The 24869-nt window shown below is 67.7% G+C and carries 22 protein-coding genes and 1 pseudogene; 13 read left to right on the plus strand and 10 right to left on the minus strand.

What is annotated here, in order from left to right; translation table 11 throughout:
• Window positions 1–4 precede the first annotated feature (4 nt).
• A complete protein-coding gene (locus PKKP23_RS10730) occupies window positions 5–469 on the minus strand; it encodes a VOC family protein (RefSeq protein WP_126876849.1) in 465 nt (154 codons plus the stop codon).
• Between the two features lie 410 nt (window positions 470–879).
• Here PKKP23_RS10730 and PKKP23_RS10735 point away from each other — a divergent pair, with 410 nt between their 5' ends.
• Window positions 880–1260: a DUF5594 family protein gene (locus PKKP23_RS10735; protein ID WP_126876850.1), complete on the plus strand. Its 381-nt coding sequence runs from the start codon at window positions 880–882 to the stop codon at window positions 1258–1260.
• A 240-nt stretch (window positions 1261–1500) separates the two neighbouring features.
• Entirely contained in the window at window positions 1501–2133 is a 633-nt protein-coding gene (locus PKKP23_RS10740) for a hypothetical protein (RefSeq protein ID WP_126876851.1), read from the plus strand.
• A 125-nt stretch (window positions 2134–2258) separates the two neighbouring features.
• Here PKKP23_RS10740 and PKKP23_RS10745 read toward each other — a convergent pair whose 3' ends face one another.
• On the minus strand, window positions 2259–2696 hold the full coding sequence (locus tag PKKP23_RS10745; RefSeq protein WP_126876852.1) for a carboxymuconolactone decarboxylase family protein: 438 nt from the start codon (window positions 2694–2696) through the stop codon (window positions 2259–2261).
• A gap of 353 nt (window positions 2697–3049) precedes the next feature.
• Between PKKP23_RS10745 and PKKP23_RS10750 the strand changes: the two genes are divergently transcribed.
• Both PKKP23_RS10750 and PKKP23_RS10755 read left to right on the plus strand, forming a co-directional pair.
• A complete protein-coding gene (locus tag PKKP23_RS10750; protein ID WP_017772951.1) occupies window positions 3050–3316 on the plus strand; it encodes a hypothetical protein in 267 nt (88 codons plus the stop codon).
• A gap of 34 nt (window positions 3317–3350) precedes the next feature.
• Window positions 3351–6003 (plus strand): annotated as a pseudogene (locus PKKP23_RS10755) (penicillin acylase family protein).
• A gap of 108 nt (window positions 6004–6111) precedes the next feature.
• Here PKKP23_RS10755 and PKKP23_RS10760 read toward each other — a convergent pair.
• From PKKP23_RS10760 to PKKP23_RS10770, 3 genes are all read right to left on the minus strand, one after another.
• Entirely contained in the window at window positions 6112–6351 is a 240-nt protein-coding gene (locus tag PKKP23_RS10760) for a YXWGXW repeat-containing protein (RefSeq protein ID WP_126876907.1), read from the minus strand.
• A gap of 124 nt (window positions 6352–6475) precedes the next feature.
• Entirely contained in the window at window positions 6476–7648 is a 1173-nt protein-coding gene (locus tag PKKP23_RS10765) for a DUF1501 domain-containing protein (RefSeq protein ID WP_126876853.1), read from the minus strand.
• Window positions 7649–7653: 5 nt separating this feature from the next.
• The gene (locus PKKP23_RS10770) at window positions 7654–9225 is read right to left on the minus strand and encodes a DUF1800 domain-containing protein (protein WP_126876854.1); all 1572 of its coding nucleotides are present in this window, start codon (window positions 9223–9225) and stop codon (window positions 7654–7656) included.
• A gap of 262 nt (window positions 9226–9487) precedes the next feature.
• On the opposite strand from PKKP23_RS10770, the gene PKKP23_RS10775 reads away from it, so the two are divergent.
• Window positions 9488–9889 carry a GFA family protein gene (locus PKKP23_RS10775; RefSeq protein WP_126876855.1) on the plus strand — a complete coding sequence of 134 codons (402 nt, stop codon included), beginning with the start codon at window positions 9488–9490 and terminating at the stop codon, window positions 9887–9889.
• Window positions 9890–10021: 132 nt separating this feature from the next.
• Window positions 10022–12676, plus strand: a complete 2655-nt coding sequence (locus PKKP23_RS10780) for a penicillin-binding protein 1A (protein ID WP_420873213.1) — start codon at window positions 10022–10024, stop codon at window positions 12674–12676.
• Between the two features lie 96 nt (window positions 12677–12772).
• Here the strand turns inward: PKKP23_RS10780 and PKKP23_RS10785 are convergent, their stop codons facing one another.
• From PKKP23_RS10785 to PKKP23_RS10805, 5 genes are all read right to left on the minus strand, one after another.
• Window positions 12773–13318: a periplasmic heavy metal sensor gene (locus PKKP23_RS10785; protein WP_126876857.1), complete on the minus strand. Its 546-nt coding sequence runs from the start codon at window positions 13316–13318 to the stop codon at window positions 12773–12775.
• Window positions 13315–13767 (minus strand): hypothetical protein, encoded by a 453-nt coding sequence (locus tag PKKP23_RS10790; protein WP_126876858.1) that lies wholly within the window; start codon window positions 13765–13767, stop codon window positions 13315–13317. The genes PKKP23_RS10785 and PKKP23_RS10790 overlap by 4 nt, the downstream gene beginning before the upstream one ends.
• 9 nt (window positions 13768–13776) lie before the next feature.
• Window positions 13777–14361, minus strand: coding sequence for an RNA polymerase sigma factor (locus PKKP23_RS10795; protein WP_126876908.1), 585 nt, complete (start codon window positions 14359–14361; stop codon window positions 13777–13779).
• A 440-nt stretch (window positions 14362–14801) separates the two neighbouring features.
• Window positions 14802–15062 carry a YXWGXW repeat-containing protein gene (locus PKKP23_RS10800; RefSeq protein WP_126876909.1) on the minus strand — a complete coding sequence of 87 codons (261 nt, stop codon included), beginning with the start codon at window positions 15060–15062 and terminating at the stop codon, window positions 14802–14804.
• Window positions 15063–15318: 256 nt separating this feature from the next.
• On the minus strand, window positions 15319–16389 hold the full coding sequence (locus tag PKKP23_RS10805; protein WP_126876859.1) for a LacI family DNA-binding transcriptional regulator: 1071 nt from the start codon (window positions 16387–16389) through the stop codon (window positions 15319–15321).
• Window positions 16390–16580: 191 nt separating this feature from the next.
• On the opposite strand from PKKP23_RS10805, the gene PKKP23_RS10810 reads away from it, so the two are divergent.
• The 7 genes from PKKP23_RS10810 to PKKP23_RS10840 all read left to right on the plus strand — a co-directional run bounded on the left by PKKP23_RS10810 (window position 16581) and on the right by PKKP23_RS10840 (window position 24838).
• Window positions 16581–17756, plus strand: a complete 1176-nt coding sequence (locus PKKP23_RS10810; protein WP_126876860.1) for an ABC transporter ATP-binding protein — start codon at window positions 16581–16583, stop codon at window positions 17754–17756.
• Between the two features lie 88 nt (window positions 17757–17844).
• Window positions 17845–19851, plus strand: a complete 2007-nt coding sequence (locus tag PKKP23_RS10815) for a beta-galactosidase (RefSeq protein WP_126876861.1) — start codon at window positions 17845–17847, stop codon at window positions 19849–19851.
• A gap of 100 nt (window positions 19852–19951) precedes the next feature.
• On the plus strand, window positions 19952–21208 hold the full coding sequence (locus PKKP23_RS10820) for an ABC transporter substrate-binding protein (RefSeq protein WP_420873218.1): 1257 nt from the start codon (window positions 19952–19954) through the stop codon (window positions 21206–21208).
• Between the two features lie 113 nt (window positions 21209–21321).
• On the plus strand, window positions 21322–22305 hold the full coding sequence (locus PKKP23_RS10825; RefSeq protein WP_176048918.1) for a carbohydrate ABC transporter permease: 984 nt from the start codon (window positions 21322–21324) through the stop codon (window positions 22303–22305).
• A 10-nt stretch (window positions 22306–22315) separates the two neighbouring features.
• Window positions 22316–23167, plus strand: a complete 852-nt coding sequence (locus PKKP23_RS10830; protein WP_126876864.1) for a carbohydrate ABC transporter permease — start codon at window positions 22316–22318, stop codon at window positions 23165–23167.
• 53 nt (window positions 23168–23220) lie between these two features.
• The gene (locus tag PKKP23_RS10835) at window positions 23221–24558 is read left to right on the plus strand and encodes a type II toxin-antitoxin system HipA family toxin (protein WP_240658889.1); all 1338 of its coding nucleotides are present in this window, start codon (window positions 23221–23223) and stop codon (window positions 24556–24558) included.
• Window positions 24545–24838: a helix-turn-helix domain-containing protein gene (locus PKKP23_RS10840; RefSeq protein WP_017772969.1), complete on the plus strand. Its 294-nt coding sequence runs from the start codon at window positions 24545–24547 to the stop codon at window positions 24836–24838. The genes PKKP23_RS10835 and PKKP23_RS10840 overlap by 14 nt, the downstream gene beginning before the upstream one ends.
• The last annotated feature ends 31 nt before the right edge of the window (window positions 24839–24869 follow it).

Here is a 24869-nt window from a genome sequence, read left to right on the forward strand (position 1 = left end):
GTCTTCAGCCGAACGCTTTCATCATCCCTTCGCGGATCTGCTCGGGCGTGAGGTCGCGCTTGTGCGTCGCAACGGACCATTGGTGTCCGAACGGATCTTCGAGCCGGCCGTAGCGGTCGCCCCAGAACATGTCGGCCGCGGGCATGGTGACTTTCGCGCCCGCGGCGGCGGCGCGGTCCATCACGGCGTCCGCGTCTTCCACGTACAGATGGATCGTGACGGGCGAGCCTTTTAGCGAAACCGGGCTGTCAGAGCAGCCGGGCTGCGTATCCACCAGCATGACCGACGAGTCGCCGATGCGGATGCACGCGTGCGCGATCTTGCCGTTCGGCCCGTCGAGCCGGAACGCCTCTACGGCGCCGAACGCCTTCTTGTAGAACTCGATGGCCTCGGCGGCGCCCTCGCAGATGAGGTGCGGCGTGACGGTGTGCATGCCGGGCGGGATGGGATTCACAGCAGAACTGGACATGGTGGGCTCCTTGGGAATGTTCGCGCGGGCGAGCGGCATAGAGGACGTATCGGACGTATTGCACGTCTTGCAGCCGTCTCGTAGCGACGACGAACGGGCTGGCGCGGAATCGACAACTGCAGCGGGATTTTTTCGCGTCGCGGGTGGTTTGGCGGGCGGCAGCTTCGTATCGGCTTGCATGGCTTCGTGCCGGAGCGGCGGAGCGTTGGAGCGGCCGCGATGACTCGCGGCGCTGTTCGCACATACCGACGCCGCGCCGGCACATGGCGGTGTACATTGCGTTTCTCTTCCTGCGTGCGACATGGGCACCGTGCTTGCGGGGCGCCGCTGCCGGCACCATCCTCGCACCACGCGGCACCATTAAGCATTTCCAACATCAGGACAGCGACATTCGACGGAGCAGTTCACGCATGGACAACGAAGCGGCGGACCGGTTCGAGCGGGCCTTTGTCCCGCGTATCGTGGAACGGCTGGGGCATCTTGTGGGCGACGCGGTGACGATCGAGGTCATTCCTCGCGAGGGCCGCGGGCACCCCACGCGCGTGCGGCTCACGGGCCATCCGGGGGAGCATCGGCATGTGTACGCGCATCCGCTCGACCTTTCGCTGACGTGGGACAGCGACGAAATTCTGCGTCTCATGGAGTCCGACGGCGAAGCCCGCTTCGACTGCTATCTGGATGCCATTCCCCGCAAGATGCACGCGTGGGAAGCCGCGCGCGAGGTCGATCTTTCGTCGCGCAGCCAGGGCGAACCGCACATTCTGATTGGCGGGCTCGACTTCGAGCCTTGACGCGCCGCGTGTGGCAGTGGTTCTGCGCGGCGACTCGCGCTGCGTTGGGTCGACCGCCGTTGCGCCGCAGTCGGCAGTCTCTTCCCGGTCCCTTTCCCAATTCTTCCCGCGCGTTACCGGCCGTCAAGCCCGCGCGCGAGCGGTCGATATAGCAACTGCCCGGCTCGTGATGGCGCCTGCGCCGGGCGCTCTGCGGCGCTCTGCGGGAGAGCGCATCAACGACGATGGGAGGACTCAGCCATGCAGGTTTCCGGTTCGGGCGGCGAGGCCGTCGATCCGGCGTTCTATCGCGCGGCGTCGGCGAAGCAGGGCGGTGGACAGCAGACGGATGCGGCGGCGCGTGTCAGCTCGGCTAACGCGGCGAACGCGGGCGCATCCGGTGCCGATGCGCCCGCTTCCTCCGAAACCGGTGTGAAAGTGCGGCTGGGCGAACCGGCGCGGCGCACCGACGATTCGCCGTTGTACGGCGCGTCCGGGCGCCTCGCCAGCGAGACCCCGGCAGCCAGTACGCAAGATGCGAACGCGCAGCTTGGCAGCCCACACGCAAGCGGCGAAGCAGGCAATGAGGCAGGTAATGAAGCCGGCAACGAAGCCACAGCGGACCCGCAAAGCGGCGACGCACAGACCACCCGCGCGGCGTCCAACCACGACCTCCCGGCGAGCCAGTCCACCGATGCATCCACCGATCCATCGACCGATGCATCCACGGGCAAGCCGGCCCAATCGTCATCGCCGATCAAGTCGTTCACCTACGGCACGCTGGGGCTCGAAAGCCCCGAGCAGCAATCCGAGCAGAAGGACAGCTACTACAGCGCGGGCCGGTGGCTGGCCGCGGCCGTCACCGTCGGCGGGATCATTTCGCTTCTTATCTGAGCGGGTTCGCGCCCGCATCAACAGGCGTTGAATCCGTCAGCCCGAAGCAGGCGGCCCGAATCAGTCCGCCGCGCCGGATAGACAAACGCTTATCGGCGCATTCCGGCCCGGCTCGGCCCGCCGCCTCATTCGGGCATCTTGCGAAACGCGATAGCGAAGCGGTTCCAGCCGTTGATGGCCGTGACGAGCAAGGTGAGGTCGGTCAGTTCTTCCTCCGTGAAGTGCGGCTTCACGGCCTCCCACACCGCGTCGGGCACGCGGTCGTGCGAGACGAGGGTGAGCGCTTCGGTCCATTCGAGCGCCGCGCGTTCGCGTTCGGTGAAGAACGGCGTCTCGCGCCACGCCACCACCGTGGCGAGCCGACGTTCGGATTCGCCGCCTTTGCGCGCGTCCGTGGTGTGCATGTCTACGCAGAAGGCGCAGCCGTTGATCTGCGAAGCGCGCAGGCGCACGAGTTCGGCCAGCGGCTTTTCCAGCGACGAGCGCGCGATACGCTCTTCGAGTCCGAGCATGGCTTTGACGGCGTTGGGGCTGGCTTTGTAGAAGTCGAGACGAGCTTGCATGACGATTCTCCGTGAGTGCGCATCGGGTTGAGGTTTGAGACTGCGGTTCGGCGTGACGGCGAGCCTCGATGTGGACTGCCGGTAGCGCGACAGAGCCAAGGTTAGGCGCCGGAGTGGCTTCGGTGAATATCCGATTTTTGGTATTTTCAGGTAACCACTTTGGACCATGCCGTCCGCTGCGCAGAGATTCGAAAACCTGCCGGGCGAACCGGAAATCCCTGCGTCGCCGCAAGGCCGCACCGCCGCGCGTCTGCTTTTGTCATCTCATTGTGCGAGACTGCGCGCGGGATCTTTCCCGCCGTGCCACCTTTCGGCCATTTCGCCACCCGTTCCCGCTACAACAGGTCAACGCTATGAACACGCCTTCCTGCACCGACGTCACGTTGCCCATCCTCTCCGACAACGCCACCGTGTGGTTCTCCGCCTACGGCTTCGGCTGGGGCTACCAGGCGTTCGCGCTGCCGGTGGAGACGGTCTGCGGGCAACTGGGCGCGCGCAACGAAAGCGATCACCAGCTCAAGCTCGCCTTCGAATTGAACCGGCCGCGCATTCTGCGCGCCGTGCAGAGCCGCGCGACGGTGCCAGGCGCACGCATCACGCTTTCGCCCGCGGATCTTTGACGGCTGCTTTGGTGCGCTCACTGCGCGCTCGCCGATGACCGATCTCGACACGTCCTCGCAGCGGCGCGATGCGTCGCCGGTGCGGTGTTGGCGTCGGTCGCGCTGGCGCACGACGCTCGTGGCTGCAGTCGTGCTCATTGCAGCCCTCGTAGCGAGCGTCGCGGTGGCGGGCTGGCTCGTGCTGCGCGCGAGCTTGCCGCAGCTTGACGGCGCCTGGCAGGCCAATCGCACGGCAGCGCTCACCGCGCCCGTCACCATCGAGCGCGACGCACTCGGCGTGCCCACCATCACAGGCCGTAACCGTGGCGACGTGGCTTACGCGACCGGCTTCGTGCAAGCGCAGGATCGCTTCTTCCAGATGGATCTGCTGCGTCGCGTGGCGGCCGGTGAAATGAGTGCGCTCGTGGGCCCCGCCGCGCTCGATCTCGATCGGCGCAACCGGCTTCATCGGTTTCGCGAGCATGCACGCAGACTGGTGGAAGCAGCGCCGCTTGCGGAACGCGAACTGATCGACCGCTACACCGCGGGCGTGAACGACGGTCTCTCGTCGCTCGCGTCGCGGCCGCCCGAATACTGGCTGCTCGGCACGCGGCACGCGGCCCGCGGCGTGGCGGCCCGAAGACACGGCGCTCGTCGTCTACGCGATGTACCTCGATCTGCAACTGCAGGAGGCGCGCCGCATTCTCGCGCGCGCCGCGCTGCGCGAGCGCGTGCCGCCCGACCTGTTCGCGTTCCTGCTGCCCGAGGCGAGCCAGTGGGACGCGCCTTTCGATGCGGCGTCGGCGCCGGCTGCGGCTGCGGATTCTCTCGCAGCGCCCGCTGTGCCATCCACGCGGCCGGACTGGCTGCGGTCTGCGCAGACCGCGAAAGCCTCGCAGGCGCTGCAGACTTCGAAAGCCTCGCAGGCTTCGCAGACCTCGACGACCATCCAACCCTCCAACGCGCGAGCGTTGGCCTCGCTCGACGATCCGCTCGTAGCGGAAAGCGGCGCGGTGGGCAGCAACGGCTGGGTGGTCGATGGTGCACACAGTGCGGCCAGCACACACGGCGGCGCGATTCTCGCGAGCGACATGCACCTTGGCCTTTCGCTGCCGAATATCTGGTACCGCGTGGCGCTGCAATGGCCGGCCGCAAAGGAGGCCAACGCCGCGAAGAGCAGCAAAGGCACGCTGCACCGCGTCGTCGGCGTGAGCCTGCCGGGCGCGCCGCTCGTGATTGCGGGCAGCAACGGGCACGTCGCGTGGGGCTTCACGAACAGCTACGGACGTTTCATCGACCTCATCGATCTCGAACGCGATCCGGCCGACCCGCTGCGCTACCGCGTGCCCGGCGGCTGGGCGCGCGCGACGGTGGTCCACGAACGTATCGACGTGAAGGGCGGCGCGCCTGTCGATCTGCCGGTTATCGAAACGCACTGGGGACCGGAGTGGGTAGTCGGCACGCACGCATACGCGCTGCGCTGGGTCGCGCACGACCGCGAGGCGGTCAACCTGCACCTGCAAGCACTCGAAGACGCGCAGAACGTGGCCGACGCGCTGCACGTCGCGCAAACCAGCGGCATTCCCACACAGAACATCATGGTGGCGGATGCGCACGGCAGCATCGGCTGGACGCTTGCGGGACCGCTGCCGCGGCATGAAGCGACGTCGTCCGGCGCCGCGGCAAGCGACCTGCCGTTCAAGTCGTCCACCTACGTGGGCTGGCAGGGCTACCTGCCGCCCGACGCGTATCCCGCGCGAATCGATCCGTCGCTCGGGCGGTTATGGACAGCCAACAATCGCGCGCTGCCGCTCGACGAGCAGCGCCGCATTGGCGACGCGGGCGCGGATCCTGGCGCGCGTGCCGCGCAGATTCGCGACGACCTGCTCGCGCTGCCGCACGCCACGGAGCGCGACCTGCTCGCTATCCAGACCGACGACCGCGCACGGTGGATCGAACGCTGGCGCCGCGTGGCGCTCGACGCGCTGGATGCCGATGCGTTGAAGGACCATCCGCAGCGCGCCGCTTTTCGTCGCCAGCTCGAACAGTGGAACGGCCGCGCCGATGCCGACGCCGTCGGCTACCGGCTCGTGCGCGGGTTTTTCTTTTCGATGTACGAAGGCTGGTTCGGCAAGCTCGATGCGAGTCTTGCCGCGAGTTTCGCCGCGAGTTTCGCCGACAGACTGCCAGGCTCTGCGCCGCAATGGAGCTACCGCATGGCGAGTTCGCGCTACGCGCCCGTGATGGAGACGCTCGCCGCGAACCACGCCTGGGTGCCCGATGACGAGACGAACTGGCGCGCGTTCGTGCTCGATCGCATCGACCACGCGATCGGCGAACTGCCGAAAGGCACGACGGTCGATAACGCCCGCTGGGGCGAGCGCAATCGCGCGTCCATCGAGCATCCGTTCGCGCGGCTCGTTCCCGCGTGGCTGCCGTGGGTGCGCGGCGCGCTTGGCGCGCCACACGATCCGCTGCCCGGCGACATCAACATGCCGCGCGTGCAGGCGCCGTCGTTCGGGGCATCGGAGCGCATGATCGTCTCGCCGGGACGCGAGCAGGACGGCATCTTCGACATGCCGGGCGGGCAGTCGGGGCACCCGCTGTCGCCGTACTTTCTTGCGGGGCATGAGGCGTGGGTGCGGGGTGAGGCGGTGCCGTTCTTGCCAGGGGAGACGGTGCATCGGTTGGTGTTGACGGGGCCATGATCCGCGCTGAGAGCAGGGCCGCGAGCCAGCTTGTGAGGCCGGGCTGTAGGCCCAGGCTATGACCCCAGGCTTGAGTTCAAGCCGTAATTCACGGCCGGCTCGCTCCCCTCAATACCCCCCCACCCAATGCCCCGGCACCCACTGCCAGTGGTTGCCTTCCCACCGGTAGTGTCCTTTGACCCAGTGATACGCCGGCCCCGGCGCAGCGGGCACCACTTCGACCATCGGCTCGGGCCGCGGCGGTCGCGCCGGTTCCACGATGCACGCTGAAAGCAGCGCGGCGCACGCCAACGCCGCTGACATCGTCTGAAGACCGCCAAGGCCGAACGTTCCGAAGGTTCTTTTCATCATGAGCTCCCTTTGTTTGAGGTTGTGGTGAATCGAGTTACCGACACGGCACAGGCGCGGCACAGACACGGCATGAGCTGCCAAAAAAACGGCAAAGCAACGCCAAAGCAACGCCGCAGACGCATCACGCGCGAATCAACCCTGTCATCGGCCGCTGCGCGAGCGAACCCGCACCGCTCTGCGCGAATAGCGTGCGCGCCGTCCGCTCGGGATCGAGCCGCAGACTCTCCGCCGCCGCGCCCGCAATCAACGCATCGAGCGACGCGGTCGGTTTAAGGTCGCGTGCTTCGTAGAGATCGTTCGGACGCAGCCCGGGCCAGTCGGCCACCACGCGTCCGCCCGCCACGGCGCCGCCCATCAGCATGGCCACGGACGCCGTGCCGTGGTCCGTGCCCGCCGTGCCGTTGGTCGCGGCGGTGCGGCCGAACTCGGTGGCCACCACCACGGTGGTCTTCGCCCACTGCGCACCGAGCCCGTCGCGCAGCGCGGCGAGCATCGTGTCGAGCGCCTTCAGCTGATTGGCGAGGCGCGGGTTTTGCGCGCTGTGCGTGTCCCAGCCGCCGGTCTCGATCATCGCGATGCGCGGGCCGTCGTCGCGGCCCAGAAAACTGGCCGCGAGCTTGCCGAGGCTCGCCGGATCCTGGCGGGCGCTCGCGTCGCCCGCGAGTCCGCGCGCGGTCATGGCTTCCTGCCATAGCGGATGAAGTTGCGCGTCGTGCTCGTAAAGCTGCGAGACGCGCGTGAGCAGATCGTCGGGCGCGGGCGGCAAGGCCGAAGGTGCGTAGGACGTCACGTCGGCTTTGCCGCGCAGCGCCGCGGGCACGGTGGGCGCAAACGCAATCGCGCTCGCGTGCCCGTTTGCCCGCGAAGGCGGCAGCAGGCCGACGAGTCGATTGAGCCAGCCGTCCTTCACCTGGTACGGCGCGCTGCCGCCCGTTTCCAGCACGTTCTGTCCGTCGAAGTGCGAGCGGTCGCGATAGGGCGAGGCCACGGCGTGCACGAACAGCGCTTCTTTGGCGGCGTACATCTGCGCGGTCTGCACGAGCGACGGATGCAGCGCGAACGTGCCGTCGAGCTTCGTGGCCGTGGACGCATCCACGGCGAGCGCGCCGCGCAGCGCGGCATACGCGGGGTCGGCGTAGGGCACGACGATGTGCAGGCCGTCGGCGGCGCCGCGCTGGATCACGAACACGAAGCGGCGGTCGGTCGCGACGCTCGCGAACGCGATGCGCGGCGCGACGAGGATCGCGCCTGCGCCGGCGGCGGCAAGGCGCATGAAGCGGCGGCGAGTGAGCATAGCGGTCATCTCCGTTGGAAGTCGGGTGAGACGAGCAGCAGCGCGATCGCCGTGGACGTGCTTTCCGCACGCGAGACGGCGAGCGCCGTGGGTTCGCTCAACGTGCCCGCGAAAAGCTGCTGGCCGAGCGTGCGCGGGTCAAGGTCAAGGTCGGGGCTCGCGTGCGCCGCGAACCGTTGCGCGGCTTCGACGCGGCGCACGAGCGCGTCGGGCGCGGCCCAGCTTGCCGCGATGTCGTCGTAGCCTGCTGGCGAGCCGGGCCGCCAGACAGGCTCGCCCAGCTGCGTGAGCAGCGGCGCGGCCTGGAAGGCGCCGAGGTCTTGCCAGCCGAGTCCGCGCATGGCCGAAACGGCCCACTCCCACGGCGACTTGAATTTCGCGGCATGGCGCGACCAGGCCTCGGGCGAGTCGATCAGCGCGCGGTAGACCGTGGGCAAGTCGCCGCCGCTTTGCATGAACGCATTCGCGAGGCGATCGACGACGGCAGGCGGCGGGTTGTCCGCCACGAAGTGGCGCGCGAGTTTTCCCGCGATGTGCCGCGCGGTGGCGGGCGATGCGGCGAGGTCGTGCAGGATCGCGAGCGCCTGCTGTTCGCCGGGTTCGCTGTAGCTGCGGCCCATCACGGTGCGCGTGCCCGGCTCGTGCAGCGCGGTGCGAAACACGAACGTGCCCGGCTGGGCGGGCGCCATGCGCGGGTTCGGGCGTACGCCCGCCACGCTCCAGCCCGTGAGTGCGCGGGCGAACTCGGTCACGTCCTGCTGCGTGTAGCCGCTGCGCACGCCGAACGTGTGCAGTTCCATGATCTCGCGCGCCAGGTTCTCGTTGAGGCCGCGCTTGTGCGTGGGGTCGCGCGCGTCGGCGCGCATCGCGGCGAGGCTGTCGGGACCCACCGAGCGCGTCTGGTCGAGAAAAACCTGCATCGCGGGATGCCGCTCGACGGCGACTAGCATGTCTTCGAAGCGGCCCAGCACGTGCGGGCGGATCGCTTCGGCCTCGAAGGCGCCGGCAAGCACGGCGACCGCGGGCTTTTCTGTCGACACCGCGAAGTGGTTGGCCCAGAAGTGCACGAGCCGTTCGACGAAGGGCGTCGGCGTGACGAGCGCGCTCGTCACGCGCGCGTTGACGGCGGCGCGGTAGGCGCTCACCACGTCGGCGCGCAGGGCCTTTTCCGCTTGCTGTTTGTCGGCGAGCGGGGCGGTGGGAGGCGCATTCGTGGCCGCATTGAGGGTCATGTCGCTGGCGTTGCCGCGACCCGCGCGGCCTTGGGCCTGCTCGTCCGCCGCTTGCGGCGGCACGCCGCCGGCTTTCGTATTCGACGCGTTAGCGAACTCCGCTGCCTTGCGCGCCGCGACCACCTGCTCGCGCCGCTGTGCGAAGTCCGTCGCGAGCGCCACCGACGAGGGCAGCCCCGACCACGCGGCCGGCATCGGCTGATAAGCGCTCAGCTGTTCGACGAGCCACGCCTTCGGCTCGCGCGGCGGCGCGTCGCCGGGCCGCGCGCCCAGGCCGAAGCGGTTGAGCGCGATGGCGGCGGCCTCCGTGGCGGGGGCGGCATTGAAAGCGGAGGACGTGACCATGCGGAGTCCCTCGTGCGATGACTGCGATGTCTCTTGAACGGCGCTCGCGGTGGGAATCCGTCGCTCGTCGGCGCGGTCGGCCCAAAAAAAGCGGATCGGGCGCAGCCGCCCGTGCCTGCCAACCAGGCCTAACCACACCAATCGGGCCTAACCGCACCCGATGGGCCCCAATCGGCCCCCAGCAAGCGTTTCTATAATGCAAGGCACGCGCGCTGAGCCACACGGCGCGGGGCGCTCTTCAACGCGAAAGCCAGGAGGAACCATGCTGCTCAGAGGCGGTTGCCATTGCGGACAGGTCCGCTACGAAGTGCACGGCGAGCCCTTCGATTCCACTGTCTGCCATTGCGCCGATTGCCGACGCGTGGCGGCCGCGCCCGTCGTTGCCTGGTTCAGCGTGCCGCGCACGGCGTTCCGTTTCGTGAGCGGCGAGCCGAAGCGCTATGCGTCGAGCGAGCCGGTGCTGCGCACCTTCTGCCCCGAATGCGGCACGTCGCTCACTTACCAGCACCGCGACTTTCCCGATGAAATCGACGTCGCCACCTGCAGCCTCGATGCGCCTGCGCGGGTGCCGCCGATGCATCACACGTGGACGTCGGACAGCTTGCCGTGGGTCGTGGTGGCCGATGGCCTGCCGCGCTATCCGCAGGACGCCACAGACGGCTGAGCGCGGTCTGGCGCGAACATGCCGCGCGCCACCGGCTCCCGCCGCGCATCCAGCCGCACGTCCAGCCGCACACCCCGCCCCGTTTGACACTTTTGGTACGATGCACGCTTTTCCAGCCGCTCCCCTTCCCGCGTGAACCGCCGATTCGTTTCCCTTGTCCGCGAGCGCTGCGCTCGCTGGTTGGCCCACGCCAAGCCTGCCGTGACGAAGACGAGGTCCGTTGCGGCGCCGCTGGCCGCCCGTGCACTCGCCACGGTGCGCTTTCTGGCCGGTGCCGCGTGGTTCCATCTGCGGTATCCCACGCGTCGCGGCGTGGCCCTCGCGGTGGCCGCCGTGCCCGCGCTCTTCGCGCTCTACGTGCTCGTGCTGATTCCGTTCACGCCGAGCATCAGCGACATCCGCAAGGCTCGCGTGGACCAGCCCGCGCAGATTCTCTCCGCCGACGGCAAGCTGCTCGCCGAGTTCAAGCCATCCAACCGCGAGTGGGTACCGCTCGCCGAGATTTCGCCGCACATGGTGGATGCGCTCATTTCGACCGAGGACCACCGCTTCTACGAGCACCACGGGCTCGACTGGCGGCGCACGGCGTCCGCGGCGCTGCACACGTTTTCGGGCGACCGCCAGGGGGGCTCCACCATCACGCAGCAACTGGCGCGCAATCTCTATCCCGACCAGATTGGCCGCGCGCCCACGCTCACGCGCAAGCTCAAGGAAGCCATCACTGCGTTCAAGATCGAAGCGGTCTACAGCAAGAGCCAGATTCTCGAAACCTATCTGAACACGGTGCCGTTCCTCTACAACGCCTACGGCGTGGAGATGGCCGCGCGCACCTACTTCAACAAATCGGCGAGTGAACTGGACGTGCTCGACGCCGCCACGCTCACGGGCATGCTCAAGGGCAACAGCTACTACAACCCCGTGCTGAACCCCGAGCGCGCGCTGGAGCGGCGCAACACCGTGCTCGCGCAGATGGTGAAGTACGGCAAGCTGAGCCCCGCCGCGTTCCAGAGCCTGAAACGCAAACCGCTGCGTGTCGACTTCGAGCGGCAGACCGAGCCGCCCGGCCCCGCGCCGCATTTCGCGCAGCAGTTGCGCAAGTGGCTGATCGCGTGGGCCGACCGCAACGACTACAACGTCTATTCGGACGGCCTCGTGGTGCGCACCACGATCGATTCGCGCCTGCAGGCCATGGCGACCCAGGCGCTCGCGCGGCAAGGCAACCAGTTGCAGGGCATCGCGAACGGCGCATGGAGCGGACGCGACGGCTGCTCGGCCGGCAGCGACCCGTTCCGCGCCTTCATGCGCGAGAGCCCCGACTATCGCGCCGCGCGCGACGCCGGGCAGACCGACGAAGCGGCGCTCAAGCAACTCGCCGCGGACCGCTCGTTCATGCGCGGTCTGTGCAAGGACAAGACGCGTATCGAAGCGGCCTTTCTCGCCATCGACCCGCGCAACGGCCAGATCAAGGCGTGGGTGGGCAGCCGCGACTTCACCGACGAGCCCTTCGATCACGTGCAGCAGGCGCGCCGCCAGCCGGGTTCCACGTTCAAGCCGTTCGTCTACGGCGCCGCGTTCGAACAGGGCGCAAAACCGACCGACACCTTCATCGACCAGCCCGTCGAGATCCCGCTAGCAGGCGGCGAGGTCTGGCGCCCCGACGACGACGTGCCGCCAACCGGCCGTCCCATGACGCTGCGCGACGCGATCGCGTACTCGCGCAACCGCATCACCGCGCAGTTGATGCAGACGGTGGGACCGGAGCGCGTGGCGCGTCTCGCACGCGCCATGGGCGTGCGAGACAGCCGGCTCGAAACGGTGCCGTCGCTCGCGCTCGGCACGAGCCCGGTCACGCTCAAGGAGATGGTGTCGGCCTACGCGACCATCGCCGACGACGGTGCCTATCACGAGCCGCGCATGGTTACGCGCATCGAAGATCACGACGGCAACGTGCTGGCCGAATTCGAGCCGGCCTCGCCGGAGCAGGCGCTGCCCGAGGCCGCGGACAAGACGCTCATCGACGTGATGCGCGACGTGGTGAACCGCGGCACAGGCTCGGCGATTCGCACGCGCTTCGGCATTCGCGCCGACGTGGCGGGCAAGACCGGCACCACCCAGGGCAACACGGACGGCTGGTTCATCTTGATGCATCCGCAACTGGTGGCGGGCGCGTGGGTAGGCTTCGACGACGGACGCGTGACGCTGCGCAGCGACTACTGGGGGCAGGGCGCCCACAGCGCGTTGCCGATTGTCGGCGACTTCTTTTCGCGGGCGCTGTCCACTCGCATCGTCGATACGCGTGCGAAGTTCACGACCGAGGTGCAGCCGGGCTGGTTCGACGTGTTCCGCGAGAAGCTGCGTGCGTGGATCGAGCATCTGTTCCCGTCGACGAAGAAGACGGAAGTGGTGGCGCCGGTGAAGCGGACGCCGCCACGGGCGGTGCCGGCGTCGGAGGTGTCCGGGGCATCCGGGGCTTCTGGCGCGGTGGCCGCTTCGGCTGCCTCGGCTGCATCCGCTGCTTCGACATCGACGGCGGCTTCGGCCGTGCCGGCTTCGGGGGCTGTTGCGGCTTCCGGCGCCGTGGCTGCGTCGGGTGCGGGCGCACCGACGTTCCCGTTCGGCGTGCCGCCCATCATTCGTGCGCCGGGCGCGTTGCCGTCGGAGCAGCCGCCGTCGTCGCCGACGCCTACACCCGATGTGACGGAGCCTGGCGCCGGAGCGGGCGCGGGCTCAGGCTCAGGCTCGAGTTCAGGCACAAGCGGCGAAGCGGCGCAGGGGCAGAGTCAGTAGGGGCACTGAGTCTCGCGAGCGCGCCTGCCCTGGCTTGGGGCTGGCCAATACGCAGCGGTAGTCAGAAGCAAGCAGCCCAAGGGCTGAAAGGCCACTTCACTCGCTGGCCGCCTGCCCTTCCTGCGCCTTGCCTTGTTCGCTGCCTTGTTCACTCTGCTGCTGAGCCTTCTGCTGCTGCAGCGGTAGCCGCCATTGCCCACGGCGCTTGAGTCCTTCGGCGAACTTCGCGCGCTCGTCGGGCGTGAGCGTCGCGGCGAAGTCGGCCACGCCTTGCTCGATGTGGGTGCGCAGCGCAGTGTCCGCGGCGCGCGTGCGGGCGAGGGCGGCGTCGAGTGCCGGCCGATCCAGTTGCGGTGCCGCGAGCAGTTCCAGCACCTGATGCCGCGCTTCGCGGCCTTCGAGTGCGAAGTCGCGGCCTTCGCGCCGCGCGCGCTTCAACGCATCGAGAAACTGCTGCTGACGCTCGGGCGACAGTTCGTTCGCGGCAAAGCGCAGCGCCGTCGGGGGTTGCACGCGTGCTGCCGCGTGGGTTTCGCCGCGCGTGCTGAACCATTGAATCGCGCCGCCGCCAATCGCGCCCAGCAGGAACGCGTTGAGCACGAGCGAGCCCACCAGCGTCAATTTCCAGGACCGCTCGCTCATTCGCCGCTCCAGTCCGCGGACGATCCGCCGAAACTCGTCGTCATGGAAGGCCCGCTCGCTTCGTGCATGGGCTCGCCTGTCACGAGGAAGAACGACACGGCGAACGCGCCGGCCAGCCCGCCCGCGAGCCCCACGCCCGCAATCGCGGCGCCCGACCACCAGAGTGGCGAGCGCTGCCAGAAGAAGCGCGGCCGCCCGCGTTTTCGACTGCCCGCAGCCGAGGCCGCAGGCGCGGAGGCCATCACGCGTTCGTAAAGCGCGTGGTCCGGCGGCGCGACGAGGTGGCTTTCGAGCCACGTGTCGAGGCTCGACTGCTTCGCGAGCAGCGCATCCGCTTCGGCACGGTGTCTGTCGGCCCAGGCTTGCGCGTCGGCGCGTTCGCTTGCGGGCCAGCGGCGCGGCTCGGCGCCGTATGCCTCGACGATGGCCCGGAATCTCTCAGGTGTCATGGCATGTCCTCACGTTGTTTCGGGGCCGCTGCCGGCCAGTTGTGCGCGCAGGTTGCGCCGTGCGCGCGCCAGCAGGCTCTCCAGCGCATCGACCGAAATGCCCATCACGGCCGCTGCCTCGATGTTCGAGAGTTCCTGGTAGTAGTTGAGCACGAGCGCCTCGCGCTGGCGCGGCGGCAGCGCCGCCAGCGCGGCCTGCACGCGCGCGTCGCGCGCACGCGCTTCGAGCCGCGCGTCGGGCAGCGGAGCGGGATCGGGCTCGTCCGGTATCTCGTCCACGGGGTCCTCGCGATGGCCGCGCAGCCGGTCGTAGCAGAGGTTCATCGCGACGCGGTGCAGCCACGTGTCGAAGCGCGCCTCGCCTTCGCGCCAGCGCGGCGCCTGCTTCCAGATGCGCACGAACGCTTCCTGCGCGACGTCCTCGGCTTCTGTGCGGTCGCCCAGCATGCGGGTGGCGAGCGCAAGCAGCCGCGGCAGCTTGCGGGCTACGAGGGCGCGCACGGCCGCAGGCTCTTCCCGGCCGACCCGCGCAAGGAGGTCCGCGTCGGGGTCGCGTTCAGGGTCACGCGTATCGAAGCGGCCCGCTACGCTCAAGGGCCGCTCTTCGCTCGACGGTCGCTTTTCGCTCAAGGGGCGTTGTTCCGTGCGGTCCGGCGTTGAGCCCGTGAGGTCGCCGAAGCGTGTCTGCGGGCACGAATCGTTTTCACCTGGAGTGGCTCCCTGCGGATCGGATGGTCCGTTGGCGGTGCCGGCACGCGGCATGGCTTGCGTCTGCGCTGCGCGGGGCGCAAGCGGCGAACGTGCGGGCGTTTCGGTTTCGACCTGCATTGCTTCGGCAGCGGCGTGTGCCCCGTTCGGTCGTCAATATACGACGACCGCGGGACGGTAATACGCGGGCCGCGCGGGCACGACCACACAGCCGGCGAGCGTGGCCGCGGCGAGCGTCAGGATCAGAAGTGTCTTCATGGCTTCACCATTCGCGTTGGGCGGGTTCGCTTGATCGGATAACTGCGTCCGTCGAAGGGCGAGAGACTTCAACGCGCCCAATGTCCTTCCACCCAGCGCCAGTTCGGCCCGCGCCGCACCCAGTGGCCCGGCACCCACCGATACCCCACGCGCACGGGTTGCCAGTGGCCGGGCACCCAGACGTACTGGCCGTGCGCCCAGCGCCAGCGGCCCTGGTCCCAGACGTAGCCGACCCGCGGCGCCGGCATGACCTCCACGCGCGGAGGCGGCGGCGCGACCGGCGCGATGATGACGGCCTGCGCGAAGGCGGCCGGGGCGACCAGCAGGATGGCGGCCGCGGCGGCGAGGCGGACGTGGCCTGCCGAGCGTGCAGGAACGCGTGCAGGAAAACTTGCAGTGGAGCGTGCACTGGAACGCGTGGCGGACCGTGCGGCAAAACGTGCGGCAAAACGTGTGGCGCAAAGCGCTCGAAGGACGCCAAGGAACTTCATAAGAGGTTTCTCCCGTTCAAGACAGCGGATGGGTTCCGTTTCTGTTTGAACGGGCGCCGGGCGGGAATCCGTCGCGCGCGGGCGTTACGGCGAATTACGCGATGAATGACGCCACGCGCGGCGGCGCCGTGGAGGCCCGCACGACGAGCTTCGGCGCCGAGGCAAGACACATGCGCGGCGCGGGCTGGTCGGTGCCGGCCTGGTCGGTTCCCGTTATCACCTCGCGCGGCGCGCCTTCGATCAACTCGCGCAGCAGCGTGACCGCCAGTTCCGCCGCTTCCACCGTGGGCACGGCGACGGTCGTCAAAGCGGGCCGCGATTCGCGCGCCGGCAGGATGTCCGTGATGCCCACCACCGAGAGGTCGCGCGGCACCTCGAGCCCGAGGTCCGCCGCGGCTTGCATGGCGCCCAGCGCGGGCAGGTCGTTGGTGGCGAAGATCGCCGTGATGGACGGGTCGCCTTCGAGCAGATCGCGCGTAGCCGTATAGCCGCCGTGGACCGTGTCCGCGGCCTGGCGCACGTGCGCCGCGGGCACTTCGATGCCGGCGGCGCGCGCGGCATCCACGAAGCCGTCGTAGCGGGCCGCGTGAATGCCCGAGACCTTGCTGCCCACGATCACGCCGATGCGCTGGTGCCCCAGCTCGATCAGATGCGCGCCCGCCAGTTGCCCGGCCAGGCGGAAATCGACAGCCACGCAGGGCAGACCGGGCGGCTCGTTCGGCCGCTCCCACATGCAGAGCACGACGGGCGCGCCGCGCGCTTCGGTCAGGCGCAGGTCGGCGAAGTCGAGGTTCGCATTGGTGACGAGCACGCCCTCGGAGAGCGTGCCTGCGATCTGCTCCAGGTACGCGCGGCCCACCAGCGGATCCTCATTCGTGTTGCAGATGATGAGGAAGTGGCCGCTCGCGCGCGCCGCGCGCTCCACGGCGAGCGCGAACTCGGGATAGAACGGGTTCGCGATGCTCGACACCATCAGCGCGATGGTGGGCGCGCGGCCTTCGGCCAGCGCGCGCGCTGCCAGATGCGGCCGGTAGCCGAGCGCCTCCACGGCTTCCAGTACGCGCCGGCGCGTTTCTTCGCCCACGCGGCCCCGGCTGCGCAGCACGTTGGAGACAGTGGCGGGCGTCACGCCTGCGTGGCGTGCGACTTCGCTGAGTGTGGGCATGGGGCTTCCATTATCTGGGACGCCTGTTCAATGTTTGCGTCATCGCTGTTTGGACGGCACTATTGCTCCACCCAAAAACGATATCGGAGACAACAGCCGGCCATTGATCGCACCCGCGGTCAATTTTTTTCGGACGGTTGATTAAGCGCTTAATCTCCGACTTCGAGCGATTAAATCACGGAGTCGATGCAATGGCGAGCATTTCGTTGAGAGGCGTGCGCAAGGCCTATGACGGCGCGGCGCCCGTCATTCGCGATGTCGATCTGGACATTGGCGAAAACGAGTTCTGCGTGTTCCTCGGGCCGTCGGGCTGCGGCAAGTCCACGCTGCTGCGCGTGATCGCGGGCCTGGAGGACGCGACGGACGGCGAGGTGTGGATCGGCGGGCGTGTCGTCAACGACGTGCCCGCGGCCCAGCGCGGCGTGGCCATGGTGTTCCAGAGCTACGCGCTCTTTCCGCACATGACCGTGTTCGAGAACATGGCCTTCGGTCTCAAGATCGCGAAGACGCCGAAAGACGAGATTGCCCGCAAGGTCAACGAAGCCGCGCGCATTCTCCAGCTCGACGCCTTGCTGCAACGCCGTCCGAGGGAGCTTTCGGGCGGCCAGCGTCAGCGCGTGGCGATTGGCCGCGCGATCGTGCGCGAGCCCGGCGTGTTCCTGTTCGACGAGCCGCTTTCCAATCTCGATGCCACGCTGCGCGGCCAGACGCGTATCGAGATCGCGCGTCTGCACCGGCAGTTCGCGAAGGCGAGCGTGGTGTACGTGACGCACGATCAGATCGAAGCCATGACGCTCGCCGACCGCGTCGTGCTGCTGCACGCGGGCGCCGACGCCGAGCGCTACGGCAGCATCGCGCAGAGCGGCGCGCCGCTCGAGCTGTATCACCGTCCCGCCAGCCGCTTCGTGGCGGGCTTCATCGGCTCGCCGCGCATGAATTTCCTGCCGGGCACCGTCGCCGGCATCGGCCCGCAAGGTGTCACCGTCGCGCTCGCGCACACGGGCGAACGCGTGAGCGTGGCCGTAGACGGCAGTGCTTTGCAGCCAGGCCAGCCGGTCACGTTCGGCGTGCGTCCCGAGCATCTCGAACTTGCGCTGGGCGAGTCCGCTGCGGGCAATGAAGCCGGTCATGACGTGCAAGGCGTCACGCTCACACGCGGCGTCGTGCTCGTGGAGCGCCTGGGCGAGCACAGCTACGTGCATCTCGACCAGCCCGGCGGCGACGTGCTGATCGCGAAGGTGCCGGGCGGCGCGCAGATCGACCGCGGTCATCGCGTCACGTTCCGAGCCAGTGCCGCCGCCTGCCACCTGTTCACCGAAGACGGCCGCGCCGTGCCGCTGCTCCAGACCGCCGAGCACGTGGCCTAGCCGCGCCGCACTGTCCCTCACCGTCCCTGATCGTCCCGCACGCACACACCTGCCAACCAGCACACAGAACACCCAGGAGACAAACGCAATGCGCCTTGGAGTCTGCTATTACCCGGAACACTGGCCCGAATCGATGTGGGAAGACGACGCCCGTCGCATGAAGGCGCTCGGCATCAGCCAGGTGCGAATCGCCGAGTTCGCCTGGAGCCGCATGGAGCCGAGCCCCGGCGAATACGACTGGGGCTGGCTCGACCGCGCCGTGGACGTGCTCGGCAAAGCGGGCCTGCAGGTCGTGATGTGCACGCCCACGGCAACGCCGCCGAAGTGGCTCATCGACCGGCACCCCGACATCCTGCCCGTAGGCGCCGATGGTCGCGTGCGCGGCTTCGGTTCGCGCCGTCACTACGATTTCTCGTCGCCGTCGTACTACGAAGCGTCGCAGCGCATCTGCACGGCGGTGGCCGAGCGCTACGGCAAGCATCCCGCCGTGGCGTACTGGCAAACCGACAACGAGTTTGGTTGCCACCAGACCGTGGTCAGCTATTCGCCTGCTGCGGTGGCGCGTTTTCGCGAGTGGCTGCGCGCGCGCTACGGCACCGTCGACGCATTGAACCGCGCCTGGGGCACCGTGTTCTGGAGCATGGAGTACCGCAGCTTCGACGAGATCGACGCGCCCATCGGTACGGTCACCGAAGCGCATCCGTCGCACCGGCTCGACTATCGCCGTTTCGCGTCGGACGAAGTGGCGCGCTACAACCGCATGCAGGTGGAGATCATCCGTGCGCATTCGCCGGGGCGGCCCGTTGCGCACAACTTCATGCAGCTCTTCACGGAGTTCGATCACTACAAGGTGGCCGCGGACCTCGACGTCGCGACGTGGGACAGCTATCCGCTCGGCGCGCTCGAAGAACTGTGGTTCGCGCCGGAACTGAAGGCGCGCTGGCTGCGCACGGGGCATCCCGATTTCGCGTCGTTCAATCACGACGTGTATCGCGGCATGTCGAAGCTGCCGTTCTGGGTGATGGAGCAGCAGCCCGGTCCCGTGAACTGGGCGCAGTGGAACCCCGCACCGCTGCCGGGCATGGTGCGCCTCTGGAGCTGGGAAGCCTTTGCGCACGGCGCGGGCTGCGTGTCGTACTTCCGCTGGCGCCAGGCGCCGTTCGCGCAGGAGCAGATGCACGCGGGCCTCAATACGCCCGACAACCGTCTCGACCTGGGCGGCAACGAAGCCACGCAGGTGGCCGCCGACATTCGCCGCGTGCTGGACGCGCATGCCGACGCCACGCACAACGTGCAGGCCGACGTCGCGCTCGTGTTCGACTACGAGGCCAAGTGGCTCTTCGAGGTCCAGCCGCAAGGCGCGGACTTCCACTACCCGCGCTTCGCGTTCGAGTACTACTCGGCGCTGCGCTCGCTGGGGCTCGACGTCGATATCGTGCCGGCTCACGCGCCGCTCGACGGCTACAAGCTCGTGGTGGTGCCGCCGCTGCCCGTCGTGCCCGACGACTTCGCCGATCGCCTCGCGCGCTCCGGCGCACAGGTGGTGCTCGGGCCGCGTACGGGATCGAAGACGCGCGATCTGCAGATTCCGTCGAACCTTCCGCCGGGTGCGCTCGCCGACTTGCTGGGTGCGCGCGTGTGGCGCGTGGAATCGCTGCGGCCGAACGTGGACGTGCCGGTGGTGTCGAGCCATGCCGTAGCCGGCGCGAAGCCGTTCGCAGGTGTGGGCCGCCACTGGCGCGATCTGATCGATACGGGCACAGACGCCGAACGCTACGTGTCCGGCGCCGAAGTGCGGGCCACCTTCGGCGACGGCCATCCCGCCTGGGTGCGCCGCGGCCGCGTGAACTACCTCGCAAGCCTGTTCGACGATGCGCTCACGGCCCACGTCTTCGCGCAGATCGCAGGCGAAAGCGGGCTCAACGTGACCGCGCCTGGCGAGAGCGTTCGCGTGAGCCGTCGCGGCGGGCTCACCTACGTGTTCAATTACGGCGAAGCGACGCACACCGTCGACGGCGTGGACGCCTCGGCCTTCGTGCTCGGCTCGCGTGATGTCGAACCGCAAGGCGTGGCGGCTTATCGCACGCCGGCCTGAGCACGCTCTTTTCGCCACCGGTCGAAACAATCGAACCAATCGAACCAATCGCGCAGTACCAGTCGCAGGCAACCTAAAAACCAAGGAGACAGACATGACGGTGAAGGCACGCAGGTTCCGCATCGGGCTCGCAGCCGCCACACTCGCGGTGGCAACGGCCGCATCGTGGATCGCGAATTCGGCTCACGCGGGCACGCTCGCGGTGAACGTCGCGTTTAAGGGCGCAAGCCAGCGCGCGGTGTGGCAGTCGGTATTCGACGACTTCCACAAGGCGCATCCCGACATCGACGTGAAGGCGTCGTTCATCGACGAGGAAGCCTACAAGGTGCAACTGCCTGGCTGGCTCACCACCGTCGCGCCCGACATCGTGAACTGGCACGACGGCGAGCGCATGGCCTACTACGCGAAGCGCGGCCTGTTCGAAGACCTCACCGGCGACTGGGCGAAAAACGGCTGGAACGACATGTATGCGTCGACCAAAGAGGCGTCGTCGTATGCGGGCAAGCAGTACGCGGCGCCCACGGTGTACTACGCGTGGGGCATGTTCTATCGCAAGGACCTGTTCAAGAAGGCCGGCATCGACGCCGAGCCGAAAACGTGGGACCAGTTCCTCGACGCGTGCCGCAAGCTGAAGGCCGCGGGCATCACGCCGATTGCCGTGGCGGGCCGCGACGCCTGGACGCTCGCGGGCTGGTTCGACTATCTCGACCTGCGCCTGAACGGCAATGCGTTCCACCAGAAACTGATGGCGGGCGAAGTGCCCTACACCGACGCCCGCGTGAAGAAGGTCTACACCACGTGGAAGCAACTGATCGACGATCACGATTTCATCGACAACTCGCTTTCCTACGATCTGGACTCGGCGCAGCCGTTCCTGTTCCAGGGCAAGGCCGCGATGATGCTGATGGGCACGTTCATCACGGGTGGCTTCCCCGCGAGCGTGAAAGAGGAGATGAGCTTCTTCCGCTTCCCGATCATCGACCCGAACGTGCCTACCGCCGAGGACGGCCCGGTGGAGTCGCTGCACATTCCGTCGAAGGCGAAGAACAAGGCCGACGCGCGCACGTTCCTCAAGTTCGTGGAAACGCCGGAGATCGGCGCGAAGATCGCAGCGGGGCTCGGCTCGCTTTCGGCCAACAGCAAGTCGCCTGAGCCGGAAGATCCCATCTCGCGCATCGGCTTCCAGATTCTGTCCACCACGCGCGGCGGCATCGCCCAGTTCTACGACCGCGACATGACCAAGGAAATGGCCGACGAAGGCATGAAGGGCATGCAGCAGTTCGTGGCGGATCCGACGAAGCTCGACGCTGTGCTCGCGCAGCTCGAAGCCACGCGCAAGCGGATTTATCACAAGTAAGCTCGAAGCGAGTGTGGGTGGTTGAAGGGCGGTCCGGCTTGTAGAGTCGGACCGCGCAGGTTGGGCCACGTAGGCCAGCGCCCGAAGCCACCCGCCTCGCCAGGAGAATCGCCGTGTCGCATTCCATCACACGTCAGAGCGTCCAGCCCGTGCCGGGCGGACCCGCGTCGGGTCTGCCGCCTTCGTCCGCCTCGCGTGGCGATACGGGCGGCAATACGGGCGGCAAGCCGTCGCGCCGGCCTTCGCCTACCGCACGCCGCCAGCGCCGCGCTGCGTTTCTGTTCCTCGCGCCGGCCTGCGCGATGGTGGCCGTCTACGTGATCTGGCCGATTCTTTCCACCATGACGCTCAGCTTCTACAGTTGGGACGGCATGAGCGAGCGCACCTTCGTGGGCCTTGCGAACTACGTCGAACTGTTTCAGGCGCCCACCTTCTATACGGCGCTCAAGAACAACCTGATCTGGCTCGTGCTGTTCCTGCTCGCGCCGCCCGCGGGCCTTGCGGTGGCGCTCTATCTGAACCAGCGCGTGGCGGGCATTCGCTTCGTGAAGTCGCTGTTCTTCGCGCCGTTCGTGCTCTCGGGCGTGGTGGTGGGGCTCGTGTTCTCGTGGTTCTACGACCCCACCTTCGGCCTGCTCGCGATGATGCTGGGCCACGGCGTGCCCGTGCTCGGCGACGCGCACTACGCCACCTTCGGCATCGTGTTCGCCGCGCTCTGGCCGCAAACGGCGTACTGCATGATCCTGTACCTCACGGGGCTCACGTCGCTCAACGCGGAACAACTGGAAGCGGCGCGCATGGAAGGCGCACGCGGATGGTCCATGCTCTGGCACGTCGTGCTGCCGCAACTGCGGCCCACCACGTTCATGGCGATCGTGGTCACGGTGATCGGCGCGCTGCGCAGCTTCGACCTGATTTCCGTGATGACGGGCGGCGGCCCGTTCGAAAGCTCCACCGTGCTCGCGTATTACATGTACGACCAGGCCATCAAGTACTACCGCCTCGGTTACTCGGCCTCGATTGCCGTTGTGCTGTTCGCGATCATGCTCGTCTACATCGTGTGGCATCTGCGCCGGATGCTGCGCGCGGAACACTAAGGAGGCCGCCATGTATCCGCTGCCCGTCGAAAAGTGGAAGCCCGTCAATCGCGGCCTCTACAAGCTCACGCTACCCGTTGCGCTCGTCATCTGGCTCTTGCCGATGATCGCGGTGCTCGTCACTTCCGTGCGTTCTTCCGAGGAACTCAGCGAAGGCAACTACTGGGGGTGGCCGAAGCACATCACGTTGCTCGACAACTATCGCGAGGCGCTGACCACCTCGCCGATGCTTCACTACTTCTGGAACAGCGTGCTGATCACGGTGCCCGCGGCGGTGGGCGCCATCGCACTGGCCGCGATGGCGGGCTTTGCGCTTGCCACCTATCGCTTTCGCGGCAACACGGCGCTCTTCGCCACATTCGTGGCCGGCAACTTCGTGCCGATCCAGGTGCTGATGATTCCCGTGCGCGACCTTTCGCTCGCGTTGGGCGTGTTCAACACGGTGCAGGGCTTGATCCTGTTTCATACGGCGTTTCAGACCGGCTTCTGCACGCTGTTCCTGCGCAACTTCATCAAGCAGTTGCCGTTCGAGCTGATCGAGGCCGCGCGCATCGAGGGCGCGGGCGAGTTGACGGTGTTCTTTCGCATCGTGCTGCCGCTGATCCGGCCCGCGCTCGCGGCGCTCGGCATCCTCGTCTTCACGTTCGTCTGGAACGACTACTTCTGGGCGCTCTGCCTCACCCAGGGCGACGACGCAGCGCCCATCACCGTCGGCGTTGCGGCGCTCAAGGGGCAATGGACGACGGCGTGGAACCTGGTGTCGGCGGGCTCGGTGCTCGCGGCGCTGCCTTCGGTCGCGATGTTCTTCGCCATGCAGAAGCACTTCGTGGCGGGGCTCACGTTTGGGGCGACGAAGGGGTAGGGGGTACCGGTTGTGCGCTGAAAAGCATCGTATAAGAGGCGTATAAGGGGTAGATGGAGCAGTTGTGCTACATTTATGAAGCACAACGGAGCCGCTTGATGGATTGCACCCTACAGATATTCCTCGACGACCGCTGGGTGGATTGCGCCCAGATCGAACTCGACGGCCGACTTTGCCAATGGAATTACCAGGTCATGTATGCCGTCGAGCATACGGATGCCTCGTTGTCTCTGGCCGAGCCGGTGGACATGGATATTCGCGCCGCCCGCACCATGCCCGCCTTCCTCTACGATCTGGTCCCGCAGGGCGCCGGTCGTCGGTTCCTGCTGGGCGAACTGGAACTCGCGGATGGCCCCGACGCAGATTTCCCGCTCATCTGCACGGGCGCGTTCAATCCGGTGGGCCGCATTCGGGTTGCCGAGGCGGTCCGCTACTTCGAGACGCACGTCGCGCGGCATCCGGCCTCGCGCGGCCTGCCGGGCCTCACCATGGACGACGTCATGGCCCGCAGCGCCGAATTCGCGGAACGGATGCGCCTGCACGGCATGTTGGGCACGGGCACCACGGGTGTGCAGGGCGCCGCGCCGAAATATCTGCTGACGCGCGACCGGGCGGGTCTGCTGCACGGCGATGCCGTACTGCCCGATGCCGATGCCACGCAGCACCTCATTGCGAAATTGCCGCGTGGCAAGACGGCCGCCGACGAAAAGGTCCTGCGCAACGAGGCGGCGTATATGCGGGTGGCCGCCGCACTCGGTATTCGAACGCACGCGGATTTGCCGACGCTGCATGGCGACGTGCTGCTGATTCCGCGCTTTGACCGGATCGCCCGCAACGGGAGCGTCGTGCGTCTTCATCAGGAAAGCGTCGCGTCCATTCTGGGGTTGTCCGGCTTTGATCGGCGCCCGAGTCTGTTCGAGGTTGTCGCCGGCATTCGCCGTGTCGTGACCGATCCCGCGGCCGAGACGCTCGAATTCCTCAAGCGCGACGTGCTGAATCTCGCCATGCGCAACACCGACAATCACGCACGCAATACGGCGGTACAACTCGTCGACGGTACGGTCAGGCTCACGCCGTTGTTCGACTTCGCACCGATGTACCTGGACCCCGAAGGCGTGGCCCGCACGCTGCGGTGGTATCACCCGGACACCCAGGTCGAACTGGGGGAATGGGGCGACGTTCTTGCCGCGCTGTCTCTACCTGACGATGAGCGCCGCGCACTCGCCCGCGCAATGAGCCGATTCGGCGCGCAGCTCGAGCGCCTCGCCGGCATCATGGAAAAGCACGGCGTCGATCACGACATCGTCGAATTCCTGACGCCGTCCATCGACGCGCAGGTCCGGCAACTCAAAGCGCTTCAACCGCCGGAGTCTCCCCATGCCGCGCCGTAACCCGCCGACCCGTGACGAGCAGAACGCGCTGCGTCGCGCGTTCTACGAAAGCATCGAGCGCGGCGATATGAGCATTGCCGAGACCATGAAAACGATGCGCGAGATGACGGGTCTCACGCAGGAAGAATTCGCCGCGCACCGGGGCGTGAGCCGTCGGGTGATTCAGGACATCGAGCGCGGCACCGGCAACCCGACCGTCGAATCGCTCAATAGCATTGCGAAGCTTTTCGGCCTGCAAGTCGGGTTCGTTCCGATCCGGCGAAAGGTCCCGGCCTCGTAGGGCCGCAGTCCACCGCACTCCACCGTTAAGA

It is taken from the genome of Paraburkholderia kururiensis JCM 10599 = LMG 19447, from assembly GCF_003986935.1.
Lineage (GTDB): Bacteria > Pseudomonadota > Gammaproteobacteria > Burkholderiales > Burkholderiaceae > Paraburkholderia > Paraburkholderia kururiensis.

Coding starts and splice junctions, on each gene's coding strand:
- PKKP23_RS10790 (WP_126876858.1), bottom strand. CDS start 13,767: ATGACACCTGAGAGATTCCGGGCCATCGTCGAGGCATACGGCGCCGAG.
- PKKP23_RS10745 (WP_126876852.1), bottom strand. CDS start 2,696: ATGCAAGCTCGTCTCGACTTCTACAAAGCCAGCCCCAACGCCGTCAAA.
- PKKP23_RS10770 (WP_126876854.1), bottom strand. CDS start 9,225: ATGGTCACGTCCTCCGCTTTCAATGCCGCCCCCGCCACGGAGGCCGCC.
- PKKP23_RS10760 (WP_126876907.1), bottom strand. CDS start 6,351: ATGAAAAGAACCTTCGGAACGTTCGGCCTTGGCGGTCTTCAGACGATG.
- PKKP23_RS10805 (WP_126876859.1), bottom strand. CDS start 16,389: ATGCCCACACTCAGCGAAGTCGCACGCCACGCAGGCGTGACGCCCGCC.
- PKKP23_RS10735 (WP_126876850.1), top strand. CDS start 880: ATGGACAACGAAGCGGCGGACCGGTTCGAGCGGGCCTTTGTCCCGCGT.
- PKKP23_RS10765 (WP_126876853.1), bottom strand. CDS start 7,648: ATGCTCACTCGCCGCCGCTTCATGCGCCTTGCCGCCGCCGGCGCAGGC.
- PKKP23_RS10750 (WP_017772951.1), top strand. CDS start 3,050: ATGAACACGCCTTCCTGCACCGACGTCACGTTGCCCATCCTCTCCGAC.
- PKKP23_RS10840 (WP_017772969.1), top strand. CDS start 24,545: ATGCCGCGCCGTAACCCGCCGACCCGTGACGAGCAGAACGCGCTGCGT.
- PKKP23_RS10810 (WP_126876860.1), top strand. CDS start 16,581: ATGGCGAGCATTTCGTTGAGAGGCGTGCGCAAGGCCTATGACGGCGCG.
- PKKP23_RS10835 (WP_240658889.1), top strand. CDS start 23,221: ATGGAGCAGTTGTGCTACATTTATGAAGCACAACGGAGCCGCTTGATG.
- PKKP23_RS10740 (WP_126876851.1), top strand. CDS start 1,501: ATGCAGGTTTCCGGTTCGGGCGGCGAGGCCGTCGATCCGGCGTTCTAT.
- PKKP23_RS10730 (WP_126876849.1), bottom strand. CDS start 469: ATGTCCAGTTCTGCTGTGAATCCCATCCCGCCCGGCATGCACACCGTC.
- PKKP23_RS10775 (WP_126876855.1), top strand. CDS start 9,488: ATGCTGCTCAGAGGCGGTTGCCATTGCGGACAGGTCCGCTACGAAGTG.
- PKKP23_RS10815 (WP_126876861.1), top strand. CDS start 17,845: ATGCGCCTTGGAGTCTGCTATTACCCGGAACACTGGCCCGAATCGATG.
- PKKP23_RS10830 (WP_126876864.1), top strand. CDS start 22,316: ATGTATCCGCTGCCCGTCGAAAAGTGGAAGCCCGTCAATCGCGGCCTC.
- PKKP23_RS10785 (WP_126876857.1), bottom strand. CDS start 13,318: ATGAGCGAGCGGTCCTGGAAATTGACGCTGGTGGGCTCGCTCGTGCTC.